Origin of the sequence: Achromobacter sp. DH1f (assembly GCF_000633435.1) — a bacterium.
In the GTDB taxonomy this organism is placed as follows: Bacteria; Pseudomonadota; Gammaproteobacteria; order Burkholderiales; family Burkholderiaceae_B; genus Achromobacter; species Achromobacter deleyi.
In genome coordinates this window covers 90,112-107,876 of the sequence record NZ_AYMF01000029.1, presented here as the reverse complement: position 1 = coordinate 107,876, position 17,765 = coordinate 90,112, and the positions used below count along the sequence as shown (strand labels likewise).

At 67.6% G+C, this 17,765-nt stretch carries 14 protein-coding genes and 1 tRNA gene; 11 read left to right on the top strand and 4 right to left on the bottom strand.

Translation table 11 applies throughout. The annotated features are described in order from the left end of the window. Positions 1–93 precede the first annotated feature (93 nt). From U858_RS0124690 to U858_RS0124680, 3 genes are read left to right on the top strand one after another with little or no spacing between them, the layout of a single operon-like run. Positions 94–1,038, top strand: a complete 945-nt coding sequence (locus U858_RS0124690; RefSeq protein WP_051593687.1) for a beta-propeller fold lactonase family protein — start codon at positions 94–96, stop codon at positions 1,036–1,038. After that, positions 1,022–1,813, top strand: a complete 792-nt coding sequence (locus tag U858_RS0124685; RefSeq protein ID WP_025139804.1) for a polysaccharide deacetylase family protein — start codon at positions 1,022–1,024, stop codon at positions 1,811–1,813. The genes U858_RS0124690 and U858_RS0124685 overlap by 17 nt, the downstream gene beginning before the upstream one ends. Before the next feature lie 2 nt (positions 1,814–1,815). Next, positions 1,816–2,826, top strand: a complete 1,011-nt coding sequence (locus tag U858_RS0124680; protein ID WP_025139803.1) for a sterol desaturase family protein — start codon at positions 1,816–1,818, stop codon at positions 2,824–2,826. Between the two features lie 158 nt (positions 2,827–2,984). Here the strand turns inward: U858_RS0124680 and U858_RS0124675 are convergent, their stop codons facing one another. Then, positions 2,985–3,476 carry an acyl-CoA thioesterase gene (locus tag U858_RS0124675; protein WP_025139802.1) on the bottom strand — a complete coding sequence of 164 codons (492 nt, stop codon included), beginning with the start codon at positions 3,474–3,476 and terminating at the stop codon, positions 2,985–2,987. A 77-nt stretch (positions 3,477–3,553) separates the two neighbouring features. Beyond that, a complete protein-coding gene (locus tag U858_RS0124670) occupies positions 3,554–5,125 on the bottom strand; it encodes a DUF1254 domain-containing protein (RefSeq protein ID WP_025139801.1) in 1,572 nt (523 codons plus the stop codon). Between the two features lie 309 nt (positions 5,126–5,434). Here U858_RS0124670 and fdnG point away from each other — a divergent pair, with 309 nt between their 5' ends. The 7 genes from fdnG to U858_RS0124630 all read left to right on the top strand — a co-directional run bounded on the left by fdnG (position 5,435) and on the right by U858_RS0124630 (position 14,491). Beyond that, positions 5,435–8,503 (top strand): formate dehydrogenase-N subunit alpha, encoded by a 3,069-nt coding sequence (gene fdnG, locus U858_RS0124660; RefSeq protein WP_157838860.1) that lies wholly within the window; start codon positions 5,435–5,437, stop codon positions 8,501–8,503. Positions 8,504–8,512: 9 nt separating this feature from the next. Then, a complete protein-coding gene (gene fdxH / locus U858_RS0124655) occupies positions 8,513–9,412 on the top strand; it encodes a formate dehydrogenase subunit beta (protein WP_025139798.1) in 900 nt (299 codons plus the stop codon). Further along, positions 9,405–10,043 carry a formate dehydrogenase subunit gamma gene (locus tag U858_RS0124650; RefSeq protein ID WP_025139797.1) on the top strand — a complete coding sequence of 213 codons (639 nt, stop codon included), beginning with the start codon at positions 9,405–9,407 and terminating at the stop codon, positions 10,041–10,043. The genes fdxH and U858_RS0124650 overlap by 8 nt, the downstream gene beginning before the upstream one ends. A gap of 88 nt (positions 10,044–10,131) precedes the next feature. Further along, positions 10,132–11,067 (top strand): formate dehydrogenase accessory protein FdhE, encoded by a 936-nt coding sequence (gene fdhE, locus U858_RS0124645; protein ID WP_025139796.1) that lies wholly within the window; start codon positions 10,132–10,134, stop codon positions 11,065–11,067. Between the two features lie 2 nt (positions 11,068–11,069). Next, positions 11,070–12,482 carry an L-seryl-tRNA(Sec) selenium transferase gene (gene selA / locus U858_RS0124640; protein WP_025139795.1) on the top strand — a complete coding sequence of 471 codons (1,413 nt, stop codon included), beginning with the start codon at positions 11,070–11,072 and terminating at the stop codon, positions 12,480–12,482. After that, the gene (gene selB / locus U858_RS0124635; RefSeq protein ID WP_025139794.1) at positions 12,479–14,383 is read left to right on the top strand and encodes a selenocysteine-specific translation elongation factor; all 1,905 of its coding nucleotides are present in this window, start codon (positions 12,479–12,481) and stop codon (positions 14,381–14,383) included. The genes selA and selB overlap by 4 nt, the downstream gene beginning before the upstream one ends. A gap of 12 nt (positions 14,384–14,395) precedes the next feature. Then, positions 14,396–14,491 (top strand) — tRNA-Sec (locus tag U858_RS0124630). Positions 14,492–14,865: 374 nt separating this feature from the next. Here U858_RS0124630 and U858_RS0124625 read toward each other — a convergent pair. Both U858_RS0124625 and U858_RS0124620 read right to left on the bottom strand, forming a co-directional pair. Next, complete coding sequence (locus U858_RS0124625) at positions 14,866–15,405, bottom strand: TlpA disulfide reductase family protein (RefSeq protein WP_025139793.1); 540 nt, start codon at positions 15,403–15,405, stop codon at positions 14,866–14,868. Positions 15,406–15,416: 11 nt separating this feature from the next. Beyond that, positions 15,417–16,517 carry a transglutaminase-like domain-containing protein gene (locus U858_RS0124620; protein ID WP_025139792.1) on the bottom strand — a complete coding sequence of 367 codons (1,101 nt, stop codon included), beginning with the start codon at positions 16,515–16,517 and terminating at the stop codon, positions 15,417–15,419. A gap of 145 nt (positions 16,518–16,662) precedes the next feature. Here U858_RS0124620 and selD point away from each other — a divergent pair, with 145 nt between their 5' ends. Further along, a complete protein-coding gene (selD, locus tag U858_RS0124615) occupies positions 16,663–17,724 on the top strand; it encodes a selenide, water dikinase SelD (protein ID WP_025139791.1) in 1,062 nt (353 codons plus the stop codon). Positions 17,725–17,765: the final 41 nt, after the last annotated feature.

Below are 17,765 nucleotides of genomic sequence, written 5' to 3'. Positions count from 1 at the left end.
GGCGGGCATTGGGATCGGCTCCCGATCCCCTCTTGTCGGACCTGGAAATTGAATCCCTTGCATTTTGTCCGCTGCGCCATTTTCGGCGCAGGGATGGCGCTCAGCGCCGCGGCGGTGTCTGCCCCCATCTTTGTCCTGAACTCCCTGGACGCCAACGTCAGCATCGTCGATCCCGCCACCTACACGGAAGTGCGGCGCGTGCCCACGGGCAAGGAACCGCATCACCTGTATCTCACGCCTGACAAGAAGTCGCTGATGGTGGCCAACGCCACCGGCGACTCGATCACGCTGATGGACCCGAACACCGGCGAGGTGCAGCGCACCCTGACTGGCATCGTCGACCCCTACCAGTTGCAGTTCTCGCCGGACATGAAGTGGTTCGTCACGGCCGCCAACCGCCTGGACCACATCGACATCTACGCCTGGAAGCCGCTGGAAAAAGGCTTTGACCTGAAGCTGGTCAAGCGCATCCCCGCGGGCAAGACGCCCAGCCACATCATGATCGACGCCAAGAGCACCACGGCGTACGTCACGCTGCAAGACAGCGACCAGCTCATCGCCATCGACCTGGCCACGCAGACGCCCAAATGGACCGTCTCCACCGGCAAGACGCCGGCCGACGTGTTCCTCACGCCCGACCAGAAGACGCTGCTGGTGGCCCTGACCGGCGACTCCTACGTCGAGGCCTACGACGTCAGCAACGGCCCGGCCAAGCTGATTTCCCGCATCAAGACCGCCGCCGGCGCGCACGCTTTCCGCGCGCAGGGCGACAAGCGCCACCTGTTCGTCAGCAACCGCACCGCCAACTCCATCAGCCGCATCGACCTGCAGACGCTGGCCGTGGTCGACACCTTCCCGGTGCCGGGCGGCCCGGACTGCATGGACGTGCTGGCCGACGGCAAGACGCTGCTGGTCACTTCGCGCTGGGCGCGCAAGCTCACCGTCGTCGACCTGGACCAGAAAAAGGTCGTCAAGCAGGTCAACGTGGGCAAGTCGCCGCACGGGGTCTGGACGCTGAACCATGCGCCAACCCGCTAAACGCCTCGCCGCCGCCGTCTGCCTGGCCATGACGGCCTCGGCCGCCACGGCGGCCCCGGCGGTGTGCGAAAAGCCCGTCTACCTGACCTTCGACACTGGCCACATGGGCGTGGCCCCGCTGATCGCCGACGTGCTGGCGCGCCACCACGTCAAGGTCACGTTCTTCCTGGCCAACGAGCGCACGCTGACCGACGGCAGCAGCCTGGACGACCAGTGGGCGCCCTGGTGGAAGGCGCGCGCTGCCGAAGGCCATGTGTTCGGCTCGCACACCTACGACCACGTCTACTGGCAGGGCGACCTGCCGGACGGCAAGTTCCGCGTCAAACCCAGCGCCGGCCCCGACACGGGCAAGCGCCAGACCTGGACGGCCGAGCAATACTGCGCCGAAATCACCCGGTCGGCCGCTCGTTTCAAACAGATGACGGGCAAGACCATGCTGCCGCTGTACCGCGCCCCGGGCGGCAAGACCTCGCCGGCCCTGCTGCGCGCCGCCAAGGCCTGCGGCTACGAGCACGTGGGCTGGGCCCCGGCGGGCTTCCTGGGCGACGAACTCCCCAGCGACAAGTACCCCAACGCCAAGCTGCTGGACCAGGCGCAGCGCACCATCAAGCCTGGCGACATCCTGCTGGCGCACCTGGGCATCTGGTCGCGCCAGGATCCCTGGGCCCCCGCCGTGCTCGAGCCGCTGATTGAAGGCCTGCAGCGCAAAGGCTATTGTTTTGCTACTTTGGATACGCATCCCGCTTACCGCGACTGGATCGCTACGCATCACTGATCATGGATACGCTTAGTCAATGGTTCGGGAACTGCCAGCAATGGCTGTTCGAAACCCTGGTGCAGCCGGCGCTGTTCCACCTGGGCCTGAGCAATTTCATCGAAGACGGCTACGACGCCACCATGTGGCTGCTGGTCGGCCTGGTGCAGGTGGCCGTGCTGCTGCTGATCTTCGGCCCGCTGCAACGCCTGCGCCCGGTCGAAGCGGTCACCGACCGCCAGCAGATCGGCATCGACGTGCTCTACACGCTGATCCACCGCCTGGGCGTGTTCCGCCTGGCGCTGTTCTTCACCATCGACCCGTTCTGGGACAGCATCTTCGGGCAGCTGCACATCTGGGGCTTTGCGCCGTTCCAGCTGGACCAGTATTGGCCCGGCGTCACCGATAACGCCTGGGTCAGCCTGGTCATCTACCTGCTGCTGTTCGACCTGGTCGATTACCTGTATCACCGCGCGCAACACCGCTACAGCTGGCTTTGGGCGCTGCACGCCGTGCACCACAGCCAACGCCAGATGACCATGTGGAGCGACGACCGCAACCACCTGCTCGACGACATGCTGCGCGACGTGCTGGTGGTGTTCGTGTCGCAACTGGTGGGCGTGCCGCCCGCGCAGTTCGTGGCGATCGTGGCCATCACCCAGCTGGCGCAGAGCTTCTCGCACGCCAACCTGCGCATGCACTTCGGCGCCATCGGCGAGCGCCTGCTGGTCAGCCCGCGCTTTCACCGCCACCATCATTCCATCGCCTACGACGCGTCCACGCCGGGGCCGGCGGGTGGCTACAACTTCGCCGCGCTGTTTCCCATCTGGGACGTGCTGTTCCGCTCGGCGCGCTTTGGCGTGGGCTACGGCCCCACGGGCATCCACGACCAGCAACCCGAACTTGGCGGCCGCGACTACGGCCGCGGCTTCTGGGCGCAGCAGTGGTTGGGGTTGAAACGCATGGTGGGCCGCGACCGCGAGCCGGCTGTCACTGCCCCACCGCGGCCGCCGGGGGCGACCGAGGGCGCGTAAGGCGCCGTCGGCACCAGGCGGGTCGTGGCAGATGTCATGACACGAAAAAACCGGGCAAAGGCCCGGTTTATTCATGGGGGGGCAGGTGGCTCCTGGCGCAGGCGTTACCGCAACAAGGCGGTGCAACCCGGCCCGCCGCGCGATGCGCGGGCCTGGCCTCAGCCCGTGGTCTCGCGCTTGATCTCGTCGTGGCGCCGTTCCATTTCCTGGCGCAGTTCGCGGCGCAGGCGGGCGGCCTCGAAGCGCTGCTTTTCTTCCAGGTTGCGCGGCGCCAGCGGCGGCACCGCCGTCGGCGCGCCCGCATCGTCCACCGCCACCATCGTGAAATAACAGCTGTTGGTGTGGCGCACCAGCTTCTTGCGGATGTCTTCGGTGACCACCTTGATGCCGATTTCCATCGAGGTGCGGCCGGTGTAGTTCACTGCCGCCAGAAAGGTCACCAGCTCGCCGACGTGGATCGGTTCGCGGAACACGACCTGGTCGACCGACAGCGTCACGACGTACTGGCCGGCGTAGCGGCTGGCACAGGCGTAGGCCACCTGGTCCAGGTATTTGAGAATGGTGCCGCCGTGCACATTGCCTGAGAAATTCGCCATGTCAGGCGTCATCAGGATGGTCATCGACAGTTGGTGGCTAAAGGCGTCGTCCATGGCGGGCGTTCTACTCGGCGATAAAACGCCTATGGTAGTGGCGAAAGCCTGTCATATCGCCGTCTTCACGGCATTTGCTAGGGTTTCTTCACGGCGGCGGGTGTCTTCCCGGCGGCCGGCGTCTTCCCGGAGGCGGGGGGCGCCGCAGGTGCCGCCGAGGCCGCGGGTGCCGGCGCGGCGGCGGGCGTCGCCGGAGCCGGTTCCGTTTCCACCAGGGGTTCCGGCAAGGGTTCGTCGCGTACGGCCGCAGGCGACGCCCACAGTCCGTCCAGCAGCGCCGGCCCGGGGGCATAGGCCCGCAGCAGCACGGTCACCGGCCCGGTGGCCGCCACCGGCAGCCAGTTGGCCTGCACGCCCGGCTCGGGCGCGGCGTGGCTAATGACCACATCCAGCGAGCCATCGGCGTTGTATTGCAGCGGATCGCGGTCGCTCAGCGCGTAGCGGTCCAGCGGATTGGCGACCGGCATGCCCTGACCGTCGTACGCTGCCAGTGACCACAGCGCGCCAGCGGGCGGCAACTGTCCGCTGGCGAAATGCAGGGTGTAGCGGTGCGCGCCTTCCAGCGGCCGACCCTGGCTGTCGGCAGCCAGCAGCAGCACGGCCAGGTCTTCGGGCAGGCCTGCGCCCGGCTGCGCCTGGGCCGACAGGGCACGCCGCAGATAGGCGTTGCCGTAGACGCCCGCGCTGGCGGTTTCGCGCTGCCAGCCGTTGACGCCGCCCAGCGTGACGCCCGCGGCCGCCTGCATGCGGTCGCGCGCGGCGCGCAGGCCGCGGCGCAGGCCCTGCTTGACCGGGTGGTCCTGCTTGTCGAAATCGAACGGCCGGCCGGGTATCAAGCCGACCCGGCGCAGCTTGGCCAGCACCGGCTGGTCGGTGGCGTGCGGCGGGTTCTTGCGCAGCAGCTCGGCGGCGTAAGTGAAGAAGGCATCGGTCGGCATCGACTCGACCTGCTCGCGCACCGGAATCTTCAGATCCAGGGACGGGTCCGCCTTGACGCGCTGCGACTGCGGCGGCAGGTTCCACTGGGCCAGCGGCGTCACGGTGAAGGCGTCCTGCAAGGCGTTGACGGCCGGATAGTCGGCGGGGCCATCGGTCTGGATCAGGTTCTTGGCCCACACATAGGCCGTGGGCGCATCGATGCGCGGCATGCCGGACGGCAGCGTGCCGGTCCAGCCCGGCGGCACGAGGGCGGTGTTACTGCGCGCCGTGCCGGTGCTGCGCTTGCCCAGCGTGGCAAAGGCCTCGTTCCACGTGTCCAGCAGGGTCAGGGTGTAGAGCCGGCCATGTGTGTCGGGGGCGGACAGCACCACGGGGCCGGCCGTCAGGTCCAGCCAGGCGGTGCTGCGCAGCATGTCCGGGTTGGCCCATGGCGTGGCGGCGCCCGGCCGGGGCAGGGCGCGCTGGTGCAGGAAGGCGTTGGCGGGCGCGCCCTGGGCGCCCTGCGACGGATGGGTGAACTGGCGCCGCGTCAGGTCCATGGTGACCAGCGGATAGAAGTACAGATAGCCTTCCATCGCCGCGTCGTGGGCGGCCTCGGTGGCGGCAGCGGCCGGCGACAGCGTGGGCGCGGCCAGGACGGGGGCGGCGCCCAGGCCCAGGGTCGTCAGGGAAAGGGCGGCGTGGAGCAGGGCCGTCCGGGGCAACGCCATGCGGGACAGCGCCGACAGCGACAGGGTCAGGGGGGCAAAGCGGCGCATCGGCGCTCCAACAGGCGTGCGGGAATCAGGCGGAAAAGGCGGGCCGGAACCCGCCGCCGGCAATGGTAGCAGCCCCGCGATCATCCAAAATCTGCGAAAACCCCCGGTTTGGCCGCCAAATCCACCGGGAAAGCCCGTCCCCGTGACCGATGGCGTCCGGCGCGTGCTGCGCCTATACTTGCTTGCATATCCTTGGAACTTGTAGGGCTTTTCTTCGGATCGGTCCGAGAGTTCCCCCTTTCACCCGGAGAGGAGTGTTTCATGGTCAACATGAACCGCCGCCAGTTCTTCAAGGTGACCGGTACGACGCTGGCGGGCTCGAGCCTGGCCTTGCTGGGGGTAGCCCCCGGCACGGCAATGGCTGAAGTCCGCCAGTACAAGCTTGCGCGCATGACGGAAACGCGCAACACCTGTCCCTACTGTTCGGTCGCCTGTGGTCTCTTGATGTATGGCCTTGGCGATGGCGCCAAGAATGCCCGCGCCAGCATCATGCACATCGAAGGCGACCCCGACCACCCCGTGAACCGCGGGACGCTCTGTCCCAAGGGCGCGGCCCTGATCGACTTCATCCACAGCCCCAACCGCCTGAAATTCCCGGAATACCGGGCGCCCGGTTCGGACAAGTGGGTGCGGATGTCGTGGGACGACGCCCTGACGCGCATCACCAAGCTCATGAAGGCCGACCGCGACGCGAACTTCGTCGAGAAGACCGCGGATGGCAAGACAGTCAACCGGTGGCTGACCACCGGCATGCTGGCCGCCTCGGCAAGCAGCAACGAGGTGGGCTACATCACGCACAAGACCGTGCGCAGCATGGGGATGTTGGCGTTCGACAATCAAGCCCGTGTCTGACATGGCCCGACGGTGGCAGGTCTTGCCCCGACGTTTGGCCGTGGAGCGATGACGAACCATTGGGTCGACATCAAGAACGCGGACGTAGTACTGATCATGGGCGGCAATGCCGCCGAGGCCCACCCGTGCGGGTTCAAATGGGTCACGGAAGCGAAAGCCCATAACAAGGCCAAGCTGATCGTCGTGGATCCGCGCTTCACGCGCTCGGCATCCGTGGCGGACTTCTACGCGCCCATACGCACCGGCACCGACATCATCTTCCTGGGCGGTGTCATCAAGTACCTGTTGGATCACGACAAGATCCAGCACGAGTACGTGCGCAACTACACCGACTTTTCGTACATCGTGCGCGAGGACTTCACGTTCGACGCGGGCCTGTACTCGGGCTACAACGCCGACAAGCGCAGCTACGACAAGGCCAGCTGGGACTACGAGCGCGGCGACGACGGCTTCGTCAAGACGGACCCGTCGCTGCAGCATCCGCGCACGGTCTACCAGCTCTTGAAGAAGCACTATTCGCGCTACACCGAAGAGATGGTCGAACGCGTCTGCGGCACGCCCAAGGACAAGTTCCTGAAGGTGTGCGACATGCTGGCGTCCACCGCCACCACCGACCGCGCCGCCACCATCCTGTACGCGCTGGGCTGGACGCAGCATTCGATCGGTTCGCAGATCATCCGCACCGGCGCCATGGTGCAGCTCTTGCTGGGCAACATCGGCATTGCCGGCGGCGGCATGAATGCGCTGCGCGGGCACTCGAACATCCAGGGCCTGACCGACCTGGGCCTGATGTCGAACCTGCTGCCCGGCTACATGACCCTGCCCAACGAGCCTGAACAGGACTACGGCAAGTACATCGAGTCGCGCGCGCTCAAGCCCCTGCGGCCCAACCAGCTCAGCTACTGGCAGAACTACAGCAAGTTCCACGTGAGCCTGATGAAGGCCTGGTGGGGCAAGGCTGCCACGGCCGAGAACAACTGGGCGTTCGACTACCTGCCCAAGCTGGACAAGCTCTACGACATGCTGCAAGTCTATGAGCTGATGGTGCAGGGCAAGATGAACGGCTACCTGGCGCAGGGCTTCAACCCGCTGGCGGCCGCGCCCAACAAGGCCAAGCTGAACGCGGGTTTCGCCAAGCTGAAGTTCCTGGTCATCATGGACCCGCTGGTCACCGAGACCTCGGAGTTCTGGCGCAACGCGGGCGAGGCCAACGACGTCGATCCCTCGCAGATCCAGACCGAAGTGTTCCGCCTGCCCACCACCTGTTTCGCCGAAGAAGACGGCGCGCTGGTCAATTCCGGGCGCTGGCTGCAATGGCACTGGAAGGGCGCCGAGCCTCCGGGCGAGGCCAAGAGCGACATCGAGATCATGTCGCTGATCTTCACGCGCCTGCGCAAGATGTACCAGGACGAGGGCGGCAAGTATCCCGACCCCATCGTCAACCTGTCGTGGCCGTATTCCAACCCGCAAAGTCCCACCGCGGAAGAGCTGGCCAAGGAATACTCGGGCAAGGCGCTGGTGGACCTCGCCGACCCCAAGGACGCGACCAAGATCACCCGCAAGGGCGGCGAGCAGCTGGCCGGTTTCGCCGAGCTGCGCGACGATGGATCGACGGCCAGCGGCTGTTGGATCTTTGCCGGCGCCTGGGGCCCCGGCGGCAACCTGATGGCGCGCCGCGACAACAGCGACCCCACCGGCATCGGCCAGACCCTGAACTGGGCCTGGGCGTGGCCGGCCAACCGCCGCATCCTGTACAACCGGGCCTCGTGCGACGTGTCCGGCAAGCCGTTCAACCCGCGCCGCAACCTGATTTCCTGGAATGGCAAGGCGTGGGTCGGGGCCGACATTCCCGACTTCAAGGGCGACGAGAACCCCGACGGCGGCATGGGTCCGTTCATCATGAACCCCGAGGGCGTGGCGCGCTTTTTCGCGCGGGCAGGCATGGCCGAAGGGCCGTTCCCCGAACATTACGAGCCGTTCGAGAACCCGCTGGGCTACAACCCGCTGCATCCGAAGGCCAAGGGCGTCACCAGCAATCCGGCGGCGCGCGTGTTCAAGGACGACCTGGCGGCAATGGGCACGGTGGACAAGTTCCCGTACGTGGCCACCACCTACCGCCTGACCGAGCACTTCCACTACTGGACCAAGAACGTCCGCATCAACGCGATCCTGCAGCCCGAGCAGTTCGTCGAGATCGGCGAAGTCATGGCCAAGGAACTGGGCATCGCCAACGGTTCGCGCGTCAAGGTGTCATCCAACCGCGGCTACATCAAGGCGGTGGCGCTGGTCACCAAGCGCCTGCGGCCGCTGACCATCGAAGGCAAGACCGTGCACCACGTGGGCATCCCGATCCATTGGGGCTTCGTGGGCCTGGCCAAGCCGGGCTTCCTCACCAACACCCTGACGCCATTCGTGGGCGACGGCAATTCCCAGACTCCGGAATTCAAGTCGTTCCTGGTGCAGGTCGAGAAAGCTTAGGAGACCGACATGTCCATGCAATCCCTAGACATCAAGCGGCGCTCCGCCACCACCACGCCGCCGCCGGGCATCCGCGAGCCCATCACGGGCTCGGTGGCCAAGCTGATCGACGTGTCCAAGTGCATCGGCTGCAAGGCGTGCCAAAGCGCCTGCATGGAATGGAACGACCTGCGCGACGAGATCGGCACCAACGTCGGCGTGTACGACAATCCAGCCGACCTGACCGAGCATTCCTGGACCGTCATGCGCTTCTCGGAATACGAGAATCCGCAGGGCGACCTGGAATGGCTGATCCGCAAGGACGGCTGCATGCACTGCGAGGACCCGGGCTGCCTGAAGGCCTGTCCGTCGCCGGGCGCCATCATCCAGTACAACAACGGCATCGTCGATTTCCACGAAGAGAACTGCATCGGTTGCGGCTACTGCATCACCGGCTGTCCGTTCAACGTGCCGCGCATCTCCAAGAAGGACCACAAGGCATACAAGTGCACCCTGTGTTCCGACCGCGTGGCCGTCGGTCAGGAACCGGCCTGCGTCAAGGCCTGTCCCACCGGCGCCATCGTGTTCGGCACCAAGGACGACATGAAGCAGCACGCGGCCGAGCGCATCGAAGACCTGAAGTCGCGGGGCTTCGACCAAGCCGGCCTGTACGACCCGCAAGGGGTGGGCGGCACCCACGTCATGTACGTGCTGCATCACGCCGACCAGCCCGGGCTGTACCACGGGCTGCCGAAGGACCCGCACATCAGCCCGATGGTGTCGCTGTGGAAGGGCATCACCAAACCGCTCGGCGTGGCCGTCATGGCGCTGACGGCGCTGGCGGGCTTCTTCCACTACGCCCGCGTTGGCCGCAACGAGGTCAGCGAGGAAGACGAACGCCGCGCCGAAGAGGAGGTGCGCCATGAGTGAAGACCACCGTCACCGCCGCATCAAGCGTTACTCGCCGGGCGAGCGCACCAACCACTGGATCATCGCCCTGACGTTCATCATGCTGGCGCTGTCCGGGCTGGCGCTGTTTCACCCGTCGATGTTCTGGCTGACCAATCTGTTCGGCGGCGGCCCCTGGACGCGCATCCTGCATCCGTTCATCGGTTTGGTGATGTTCGTCTGCTTCGTCGTGTTCGCCGGCCACATGTGGCGCTACAACCTCATGACGAAGGCCGACCGCCAGTGGCTGCGGCAGCTGGACGACGTGCTGGACAACCGCGAAGAAAAGCTGCCCGAGGTCGGCAAGTACAACGCCGGCCAGAAGCTGCTGTTCTACGTGCTGATCCTGTGCATGCTGGGGCTGTTCGTCAGCGGCATCGTCATCTGGCGCGAATTCTTCGCCTTCTATTTCCCGATCTGGGTCGTCCGCGCCGCCTCGGTGCTGCATGCCGTTTGTGCATTGGTGCTGATTTGCGCGATCATTGTGCATATTTATGCGGCGATCTGGGTCAAGGGTTCCCTGACGGCAATGCTGCGGGGCTATGTGACCGCGGGCTGGGCGTGGAAGCACCATCGCGCCTGGTTCCGGGAACAAGTGGGCAAGAGCAAGTAATCCGCCCGGCCGATTTCACGGGTCTGACCGCACGGCTGCCTCCCCTTTGTCGGGGCGGCAGCCGTGTTTGTTTATCTGGAGACGCGAATTGCAGCGAATTCTTCCGCGCGGCGAGATCGAAGCGCTAGACCACAACACCATTCCCCGCGTCCAGTTGCCGGCGCGCGAGTCGGTTTTCGCGACCCGTGCGGCCCGCTTGCGGCAACTGGCCGCGGACAGTCCGGTGGCCGACTATCTGCTGTTGATGGCCCGGTTGGTCGACGCCCAGCATCGTGCGCTGAAGGGCTGCGCCGCGCCGCCCGCCTCGCAAGAGCGCATCGAACTGGCCCAGACCCACGGCATGCCGCCGCTGCAAGCCGTGGGCTGGCCGCGCGACCCGCTGTGGCGGGACATCCTGCGCCAGCTGGTCGACGATGTCGCCGCCGGCCCCGACGTGCCGGCCGAGGCTGTCGAGGTCTGTGCGTCGCTGCGCCGTGCGCTGGACGAAGACACCGAATCGCTCGAAGACCTGGCCGAGGCCTTGCTGTCTGAACAGCACCACGGCGTGGACGGCGCTGCCGCCCCGTTCGTGATGGCCGCGCTGCAGGTCTACTGGACCGATCTGGCCAGCCGCTTCGACGAAAAGCAGTTGCCGGTGGCCTCGCCCTTCGGCGTCTGCCCGGTGTGCGCCAGCCTGCCGGTGGCCAGCGTGGTGCGGGTCGGCGGCCAGTTCGAGGGCTACCGTTACCTTTGCTGCAGCCTTTGCGCGACTCAATGGCACATGGTGCGCGTGAAATGCACGCACTGCGAAGACGTGGAATCCGTGGCCTACCAGGCCATCGACGGCCGTTCGCCCGCCATCAAGGCCGAAACCTGCGACCGTTGCCACGCCTATCGCAAGATCTTCTATCAAGACAAGGACCTGCACGTCGAACCGGTGGCCGACGACCTGGCCAGCCTGATGCTGGACGTGCTGGTGGGCGAGGCCGGCTATTCGCGGGCCAGCGGCAATCCGCTGCTGTGGCACGGCGCCGACGAGGAATAGCCATGGCTGATCTTGCCGCCGCCGCCGACATTCCGGCGCTGGACCGCCTGCTGAACGCGCCCGGCCTGGCCGTCGCGTTGGAAACCCACGGCCGCACGCAGGTCGTGGCGGCGTTGCGCCGCCACCTGGACGCGCTGCGCCAGCGGGCGCTGGCAGGCGCGCTGCCGCGCGCGGACCTGGCCGAGGCCACGGTTGCGTCGGCAGTGTCGGCCGCGCTGGCGGCTGCCGCCGCGCCGCGCCTGCGGGCCGTGTACAACCTGACGGGCACGGTGCTGCACACCAACCTGGGGCGGGCGCTGCTGCCCGACGCGGCCGTCGATTCGGTGCTGCGCGCGCTGCGTTCGCCGGCCAACCTGGAATTCGACCTGGACACGGGCGGGCGCGGCGACCGTGATGACCTGATCGACGAGCTGCTGTGCGAACTGACCGGGGCCGAAGCCGCCACGGTGGTCAACAACAACGCGGCCGCGGTGTTGCTGATGCTGAACGCGCTGGCCGACCGCCGCGAGGTCGTCGTGTCGCGCGGCGAACTGGTCGAGATCGGCGGCGCCTTCCGCATTCCGGACATCATGAAGCGGGCCGGCGCCAAGCTGGTCGAGGTAGGCACCACCAACCGCACTCATGCGGCGGACTACGAGACCCCCATCGGCCCGCGCACCGCGATGTTGATGAAGGTGCATTGCAGCAACTACGCGGTCACTGGTTTCACCAAGAGCGTCAGCGTGGCCGAGGTGGCGGCGCTGGCGCATGCCCGTGGGCTGCCCGCCACGGTGGACCTGGGCAGCGGCACGCTGGTGGACTTGACGCAATTCGGCCTGCCGCGCGAGGACACGGTGCACGAGACCATCGCGGCGGGGGCCGACCTGGTGACGTTCAGCGGCGACAAGCTCCTGGGCGGACCGCAGGCGGGCCTGCTGGTGGGCCGTGCGGACCTGATCCGCAAGATCAAGAAGAATCCGCTCAAGCGCGCGCTGCGCGTGGGCAAGCTGACGCTGGCCGCGCTGGAACCGGTGCTGGCCCTGTACCGCGCGCCGGAATTCCTGGCGCAGCGCCTGACCACGTTGCGGCTGTTCACGCGCCCGCAGCGCGAGATCCAGCCGCAGGCCGAGCGGCTGCGCGGCACGCTGGCCCATGCCGTGGGCGCGGGCTACGAGGTGCAGGCGGTGCCGATGTTCAGCCAGATCGGCAGCGGCGCCTTGCCGGTGGACCAGTTGCCCAGCTTCGGGCTGGCGGTGCGCCATACCGGCAGCGGACGTCCCGGGCGCCATCTGGACCGCCTGGAAGCGCTGCTGCGGGGCCTGCCGGTGCCCGTGATCGGACGTATCGCGGACGACGCGCTGTGGCTCGATCTGCGCTGCCTGGAGGCCCGCGACGAAGCCGACTTTGCCGCGCAGCTGGCGGAGCCCCTGGCATGATCGTCGGCACGGCCGGCCATATCGACCATGGCAAGACCACCTTGGTGCGGGCGCTGACGGGGGTGGACACCGACCGCCTGAAGGAAGAGAAGGCGCGCGGCATTTCCATTGAACTGGGCTACGCCTATACGCCGCTGGCCAATGGCGACGTGCTGGGCTTCATCGACGTGCCAGGCCACGAAAAGCTGGTGCACACGATGGCCGCGGGCGCCAGCGGCATCGACTTCGGCCTGCTGGTGGTGGCGGCCGACGACGGCGTCATGCCGCAGACGCGCGAGCACCTGGCGATTCTGACGCTGCTGGGCGTGGCGCGCGGGGCGGTGGCGCTGACCAAGGCGGATCGCGCCGATGCGGCCCGGCTGGCAGCGGTGCGCGCCGAGATCGCGGCCCTGGCGGCGGATACTTTTTTGCAGGGCGCGCCGGTGTTCGAGGTTTGCGCAGCACGGCCGGATGACGGCGGCACGGCCGACCTGAAGCGCCACCTGGACGAGACCGCGCAGGCGCTGGGCGCACGCGGCCACCAGGGCCTGTTCCGATTGGCGGTGGACCGGGTGTTCACGTTGGCGGGCCACGGCACGGTGGTGACGGGCACGGCGCACGGCGGCCAGGCGCGGGCGGGCGATGACGACGCCGATCTGCGGCTGATGCCGGCGGGCACGCGGGTGCGGGTGCGCAGCATCCACGCGCAGAACCAGTCCAGCGCAACGGGCTCGGCGGGGCAACGCTGCGCCTTGAACCTGGCGGGCATCGACAAGCAGGCAATCGCGCGCGGCGACTGGATCGCGGATGCACGCTGTTTCCTGCCGTCGCGCCACGTGGATGTGGCGCTGACGTTGCTGGATTCTGCCGATGCGGCGCTGCGGGCCTGGACGCCGCTGCATGTGCATATCGGCGCCGCGCGCCATGTGGCGCATGCGGTGCCGCTGTCGGCGGAATCGCTGGCGCCGGGGCAGTCCGGCTGGGTGCAGCTGGTGTTCGACGAGCCGGTGTGCGCGATGCCCGGCGACCGCTACATCGTGCGCAATGCGCAGGCGACGCGCACGGTGGGCGGGGGCCGGGTGCTGGACCCGAACGCGCCGGATCGCAAGCGCCGCGCAGCATCGCGGCTGCAATGGTTGGGCGCGGTGGCCGAGATGCTGGATGGCGGCGGACTGCACCCGTTGCTGGAACAGGCGACGCTGGGGCTGGACGAAGCGGCGTTGCAGCGCCTGACGGGCCAACCAGTCAGCGAACTGGCCGCGCCGCATGGGGCCAGCTGGATTGCGCCGCGCACGCCGCAAGGGACGCGTACGCTGATCCTGTCGTCGCACTGGGAGGCATTGCGCGATCGGGTGGAAGCGGCGCTGTCGGCCTTTCACCAGGGGGCGCCGGATGAGCCGGGGCCGGACAGTTCACGGCTGCGCCGGATGGCATTGCCGACAGCGCCTGAACCGCTGTGGCAGGGGCTGCTGGATCATCTGCAGCAGCATGGCCGCGTGGTGCGCAATGGGCCGTGGTTGCATCTGCCGAATCATGTGGCGGTGCTGGCTGAAGGCGAGGCGCAATTGGCGCAGCGGCTGCTGCCGCTGCTGGCAGCGGGGGCCTACGATCCGCCATGGGTGCGGGATATGGCGCGGCTGCTGGCCGAGCCGGAAGAGCGGGTGCGGCAGGTGCTGCGCAAGCTGCTCAGGCGCGGTGAGGTGGCGCAGGTGGTGAAGGATCTTTTCTATGACCGCGAGCAGGTGGCGCAATTGGAGGCGCTGGCGATCGAACTGGCGGGCAAGCCTGCGGGGTTGAATGCGGCGGCGTTCCGGGATGCGACGGGGTTGGGGCGCAAGCGGGCGATCCAGATTCTGGAGTTTTTTGATCGGACGGGGGTGACGCGGCGGGTGCGGGATGCGCATGTGCTGCGGGTATCATAGGCGGGTCACTGCGGAAGGCATCCGTGTCCGGTGGCACGGCCGGGCTTCAAACCCGGTTGGGGGCGTCAGACGTTCCCAGGTAGGTTCGACTCCTGCTGCCTTCCGCCAATTCTTTTTGCGGTCGTTGATTGGGGTTGTTGCTGGCGATGGGCGGTGTTCTTCTGCCGCCGTGGCGTTGCGGGGCGTGTGACAGTGGGCCTCCGATTGCGGTCCGGAGCCTTCGCTCCGGACTGCCCCGTTGTCATCCTCGTCCTCGCCTTCGGCGACTCCTTCGGATTCCCTCGGGCGCAATCTAAACGGCCCACTGTCACACGCCCCGCAACGCCACGGCTCACGTTGGATTGGGTTGTCGCGTTGCTGAACCTTGATCGAACGGTTTGCTTGTTGTGGGGGTTGGCGGAAGGGGTTTTATTTTGGCGGGGGCGGCGCTTTGCGCCGCCTTTTGTTTGGGCGGGCGGTTTGGAATGATGGGGGGTTATTTGCTAGGCGCGCAGCATCTTGGTGACGACGCTGGTGACGTTTTCTGCTTTCCAGTCCAGGGCGCCCAGGTGCCAGTAGCGGGCGGTGCCGCCGCGGTCGATCAGGTAGTTGGCGGGGAGGCCGGCGGCGTCCCATTTTTTTGAGGCGGTGCTGTTGCGGTCGTGCAGGACGGTGCCGGCGACGGGCCATTTGGCCAGGAAGGTGGTGATCTTGCCCAGGGCTTCGCCCACGTTGACGGCGACCAGGCGCAGGCCTTCTTCGCGGTGGCGGCGGGCCATGGCGGACATGAGGGGGATTTCGTCGCGGCAGGGGTCGCACCAGGTGGCCCAGAAGCTGACGATGACGACGTTGCCGCGCCAGGCGGAGAGTTTCTGTTCGCGGCCGGAGAGGTCGGGCAGGATCAATGGGGGAGTGGGGGTGGTCCAGGGGGCCCAGTCGGGGCCGGTGGCGGCCTTCAGGGCGCTGTCGCTGGCGGCGCGGGCCCAGGGGGGCAGGGCGGCTAGCGACAGGCCGGATTGCAGGAGCTGGCGGCGGCTGATCATGGCGCGCGGGGTCAGGTGGACAGGGGCTTGGCGGTGAGCTTGTAGCTGAAGCTGTCGGGGTCCAGGCTGTCCAGGCGGCCGTCGGCGGTTTCGCCGTTGGGGTACATGAGGAACGGGACGGGGCCGTGGGCGGTGCCGGGCAGCGCGACGTCGTGGCCGTGGTTGTAGGCGACCCAGTTCATTTCCCAGGCGCCGAACAGCATGACGCGCGCGGCGCGCACCTTGGCGTCGGTCAGGGGCAGGTCGCCTGGGGGCTCTTCGAGCATGACTTTGCGCACGTCGGCGGGGTCGACGGGGATCCAGCCGTAGCCGTCGGCGTAGAACTCGGCGCGGCAGTGCTGCGCCTTGGTGACGTCGCCGGCCTTGCCCAGGCTTTTGTAGCCGAGCTGCGAGTCGGCCACGCGCAGGCCGTAGGCGTCGCGGGCCGGAATGCCGGATGCGCGGGCCAGGGCGACAAAGAGCGCGTTGATGTCGGCGCATTTGCCGTTCAGGTCGTTGGCGGTGAGCATGTAGCGCACGTCGCCGACGCCGCAGCCGCGGGTTGCTGCGGTGCGGCAGGTGTTTTCGACGACCCAGTCGTAAATGGCGCGGGCGCGGGCCAGGGTGCCCTGGTGGCCGCGGGTGATCTGGTCGGCGGTCGTCTTGACGATGCCGTCGGTGGGCAAGAGCGCGGTGGGCTTGAGGAATTCGCGCAGGGTGGCGGCGCTTTCGCGCGGGGTGCCGGCCGGCGGCGGCTGGGTCAGGTCGACGCGGCGGTTGCGGGTCTGGAAGCGGCTGGTGACGGTAACTTGCCGTGGCGTCTGGGCGTCGGGCCATTGCACGGCCAGCATCTGCACGTCGTAACCGGGGGCCTGGACCAATTGCGCAGTGCCGCCGCCGCTGACCTGCCAGGTGCTTTGTGCGCCGCGCTGGTAGGCGGTGTCGGTGGCGTAGGGCACCGGAATCCAGAGGCGGGTCTGGGCGCCGGGGTCTTTCACGGTGATGCTGCTGGTCAGTTCGTAGGCGCGCCAGCCGGCGGTGACGGGGGCCTGCTGCGCGCGGGCCGTCAACGGCAGGGCGGCCTGGGTGGCGCACACGGCGCCCGAGAAACGGAGGAAGTGTCGGCGATCCATAAAGCCCTCACGCACGGTGAAGTTTGGCTGTCGGTGCGCCCGGTGGCGGGCGGGCCGTCCGTTGCTGCGTGCTGCAGCAATGATGATAGGGCCATTCCGGGGGGCGATGCTATCCTTTTCCGAGACCCCTTACGGAGAGACTGACATGACCCAGGATGCTGCATCGGCGGCGGTGCCGCGCTTGACTTCGCTGTCCCATGGCGGCGGCTGTGGCTGCAAGATCGCGCCCGGCGTGCTGTCGGAATTGCTGGCGCGTTTCGGCCCCGCGGCCAGTTATCCGGACCTGCTGGTGGGCACCGAGACGGCCGATGATGCGGCGGTGTATCGGCTCAACGACGAGCAGGCGTTGATCGCCACGACCGACTTCTTCATGCCGATCGTGGACGACCCGTTCGATTTCGGCCGCATCGCGGCGACCAATGCGCTGTCGGATGTGTACGCCATGGGCGGCACGCCGATCATGGCGCTGGCGATCGTGGGCATGCCGATCAATGTGCTGCCGCACAGCGTCATCGCAGACATCCTGCGCGGCGGCGAATCGGTCTGCGCGGATGCCGGCATTCCTGTCGCGGGCGGCCACAGCATCGATTCGGTGGAGCCCATCTACGGCCTGGCGGCAATGGGCCTGGTGCATCCGGGCCGCATCAAGCGCAATGCCGATGCGCGCGCGGGCGACGTGCTGATCCTGGGCAAGGGCCTGGGCGTGGGCATCCTGTCGGCGGCGCTGAAGAAGAACCGGCTGGATGCGGCCGGTTATCGCGTGATGATCGATACGACGACCCGGCTGAACCGGCCCGGTGCCGCGCTGGCCGCGCTGGACGGTGTGCATGCCATTACCGATGTGACCGGCTTCGGGCTGTTGGGTCATGCGTTGGAAATGGCGCGCGGCGCCAGGCTGACGGCGCAGTTGCGCCGCGATGCGTTGCCGTGGCTGCCTGGCGTGCAGGCCTTTGCGGCCGATGGCGTGGTGACGGGCGCGTCGGGGCGCAATTGGGCCTCGTATGGCGAGTCCGTGCGCCTGGGGGCTGACGTGACGGATGTCGAGCGCGCCCTGTTGACCGATCCGCAGACCTCGGGCGGCCTGCTGGTGGCCTGCACACCGCAGACAGCGCAGGCGGTGCTGGACCTGTTCCATCACCAGGGCTTCGAGGACGCCGCGGTGGTCGGTGAAATGGTGCCGGGCGACGCGCTGGTGCGGGTGGACTGAAGCGGGTGCGGCCGGCCCGAGCGGCGCGGCCGTCGCTCGGG

Bases quoted from the DNA above. Each gene is read 5' to 3' on its own strand.
- U858_RS0124690 (WP_051593687.1), top strand. From the start codon at position 94: ATGGCGCTCAGCGCCGCGGCGGTGTCTGCCCCCATCTTTGTCCTGAAC.
- U858_RS0124685 (WP_025139804.1), top strand. From the start codon at position 1,022: ATGCGCCAACCCGCTAAACGCCTCGCCGCCGCCGTCTGCCTGGCCATG.
- U858_RS0124680 (WP_025139803.1), top strand. From the start codon at position 1,816: ATGGATACGCTTAGTCAATGGTTCGGGAACTGCCAGCAATGGCTGTTC.
- U858_RS0124675 (WP_025139802.1), bottom strand. From the start codon at position 3,476: ATGGACGACGCCTTTAGCCACCAACTGTCGATGACCATCCTGATGACG.
- U858_RS0124670 (WP_025139801.1), bottom strand. From the start codon at position 5,125: ATGGCGTTGCCCCGGACGGCCCTGCTCCACGCCGCCCTTTCCCTGACG.
- fdxH (WP_025139798.1), top strand. From the start codon at position 8,513: ATGTCCATGCAATCCCTAGACATCAAGCGGCGCTCCGCCACCACCACG.
- U858_RS0124650 (WP_025139797.1), top strand. From the start codon at position 9,405: ATGAGTGAAGACCACCGTCACCGCCGCATCAAGCGTTACTCGCCGGGC.
- selA (WP_025139795.1), top strand. From the start codon at position 11,070: ATGGCTGATCTTGCCGCCGCCGCCGACATTCCGGCGCTGGACCGCCTG.
- selB (WP_025139794.1), top strand. From the start codon at position 12,479: ATGATCGTCGGCACGGCCGGCCATATCGACCATGGCAAGACCACCTTG.
- U858_RS0124625 (WP_025139793.1), bottom strand. From the start codon at position 15,405: ATGATCAGCCGCCGCCAGCTCCTGCAATCCGGCCTGTCGCTAGCCGCC.
- U858_RS0124620 (WP_025139792.1), bottom strand. From the start codon at position 16,517: ATGGATCGCCGACACTTCCTCCGTTTCTCGGGCGCCGTGTGCGCCACC.
- selD (WP_025139791.1), top strand. From the start codon at position 16,663: ATGACCCAGGATGCTGCATCGGCGGCGGTGCCGCGCTTGACTTCGCTG.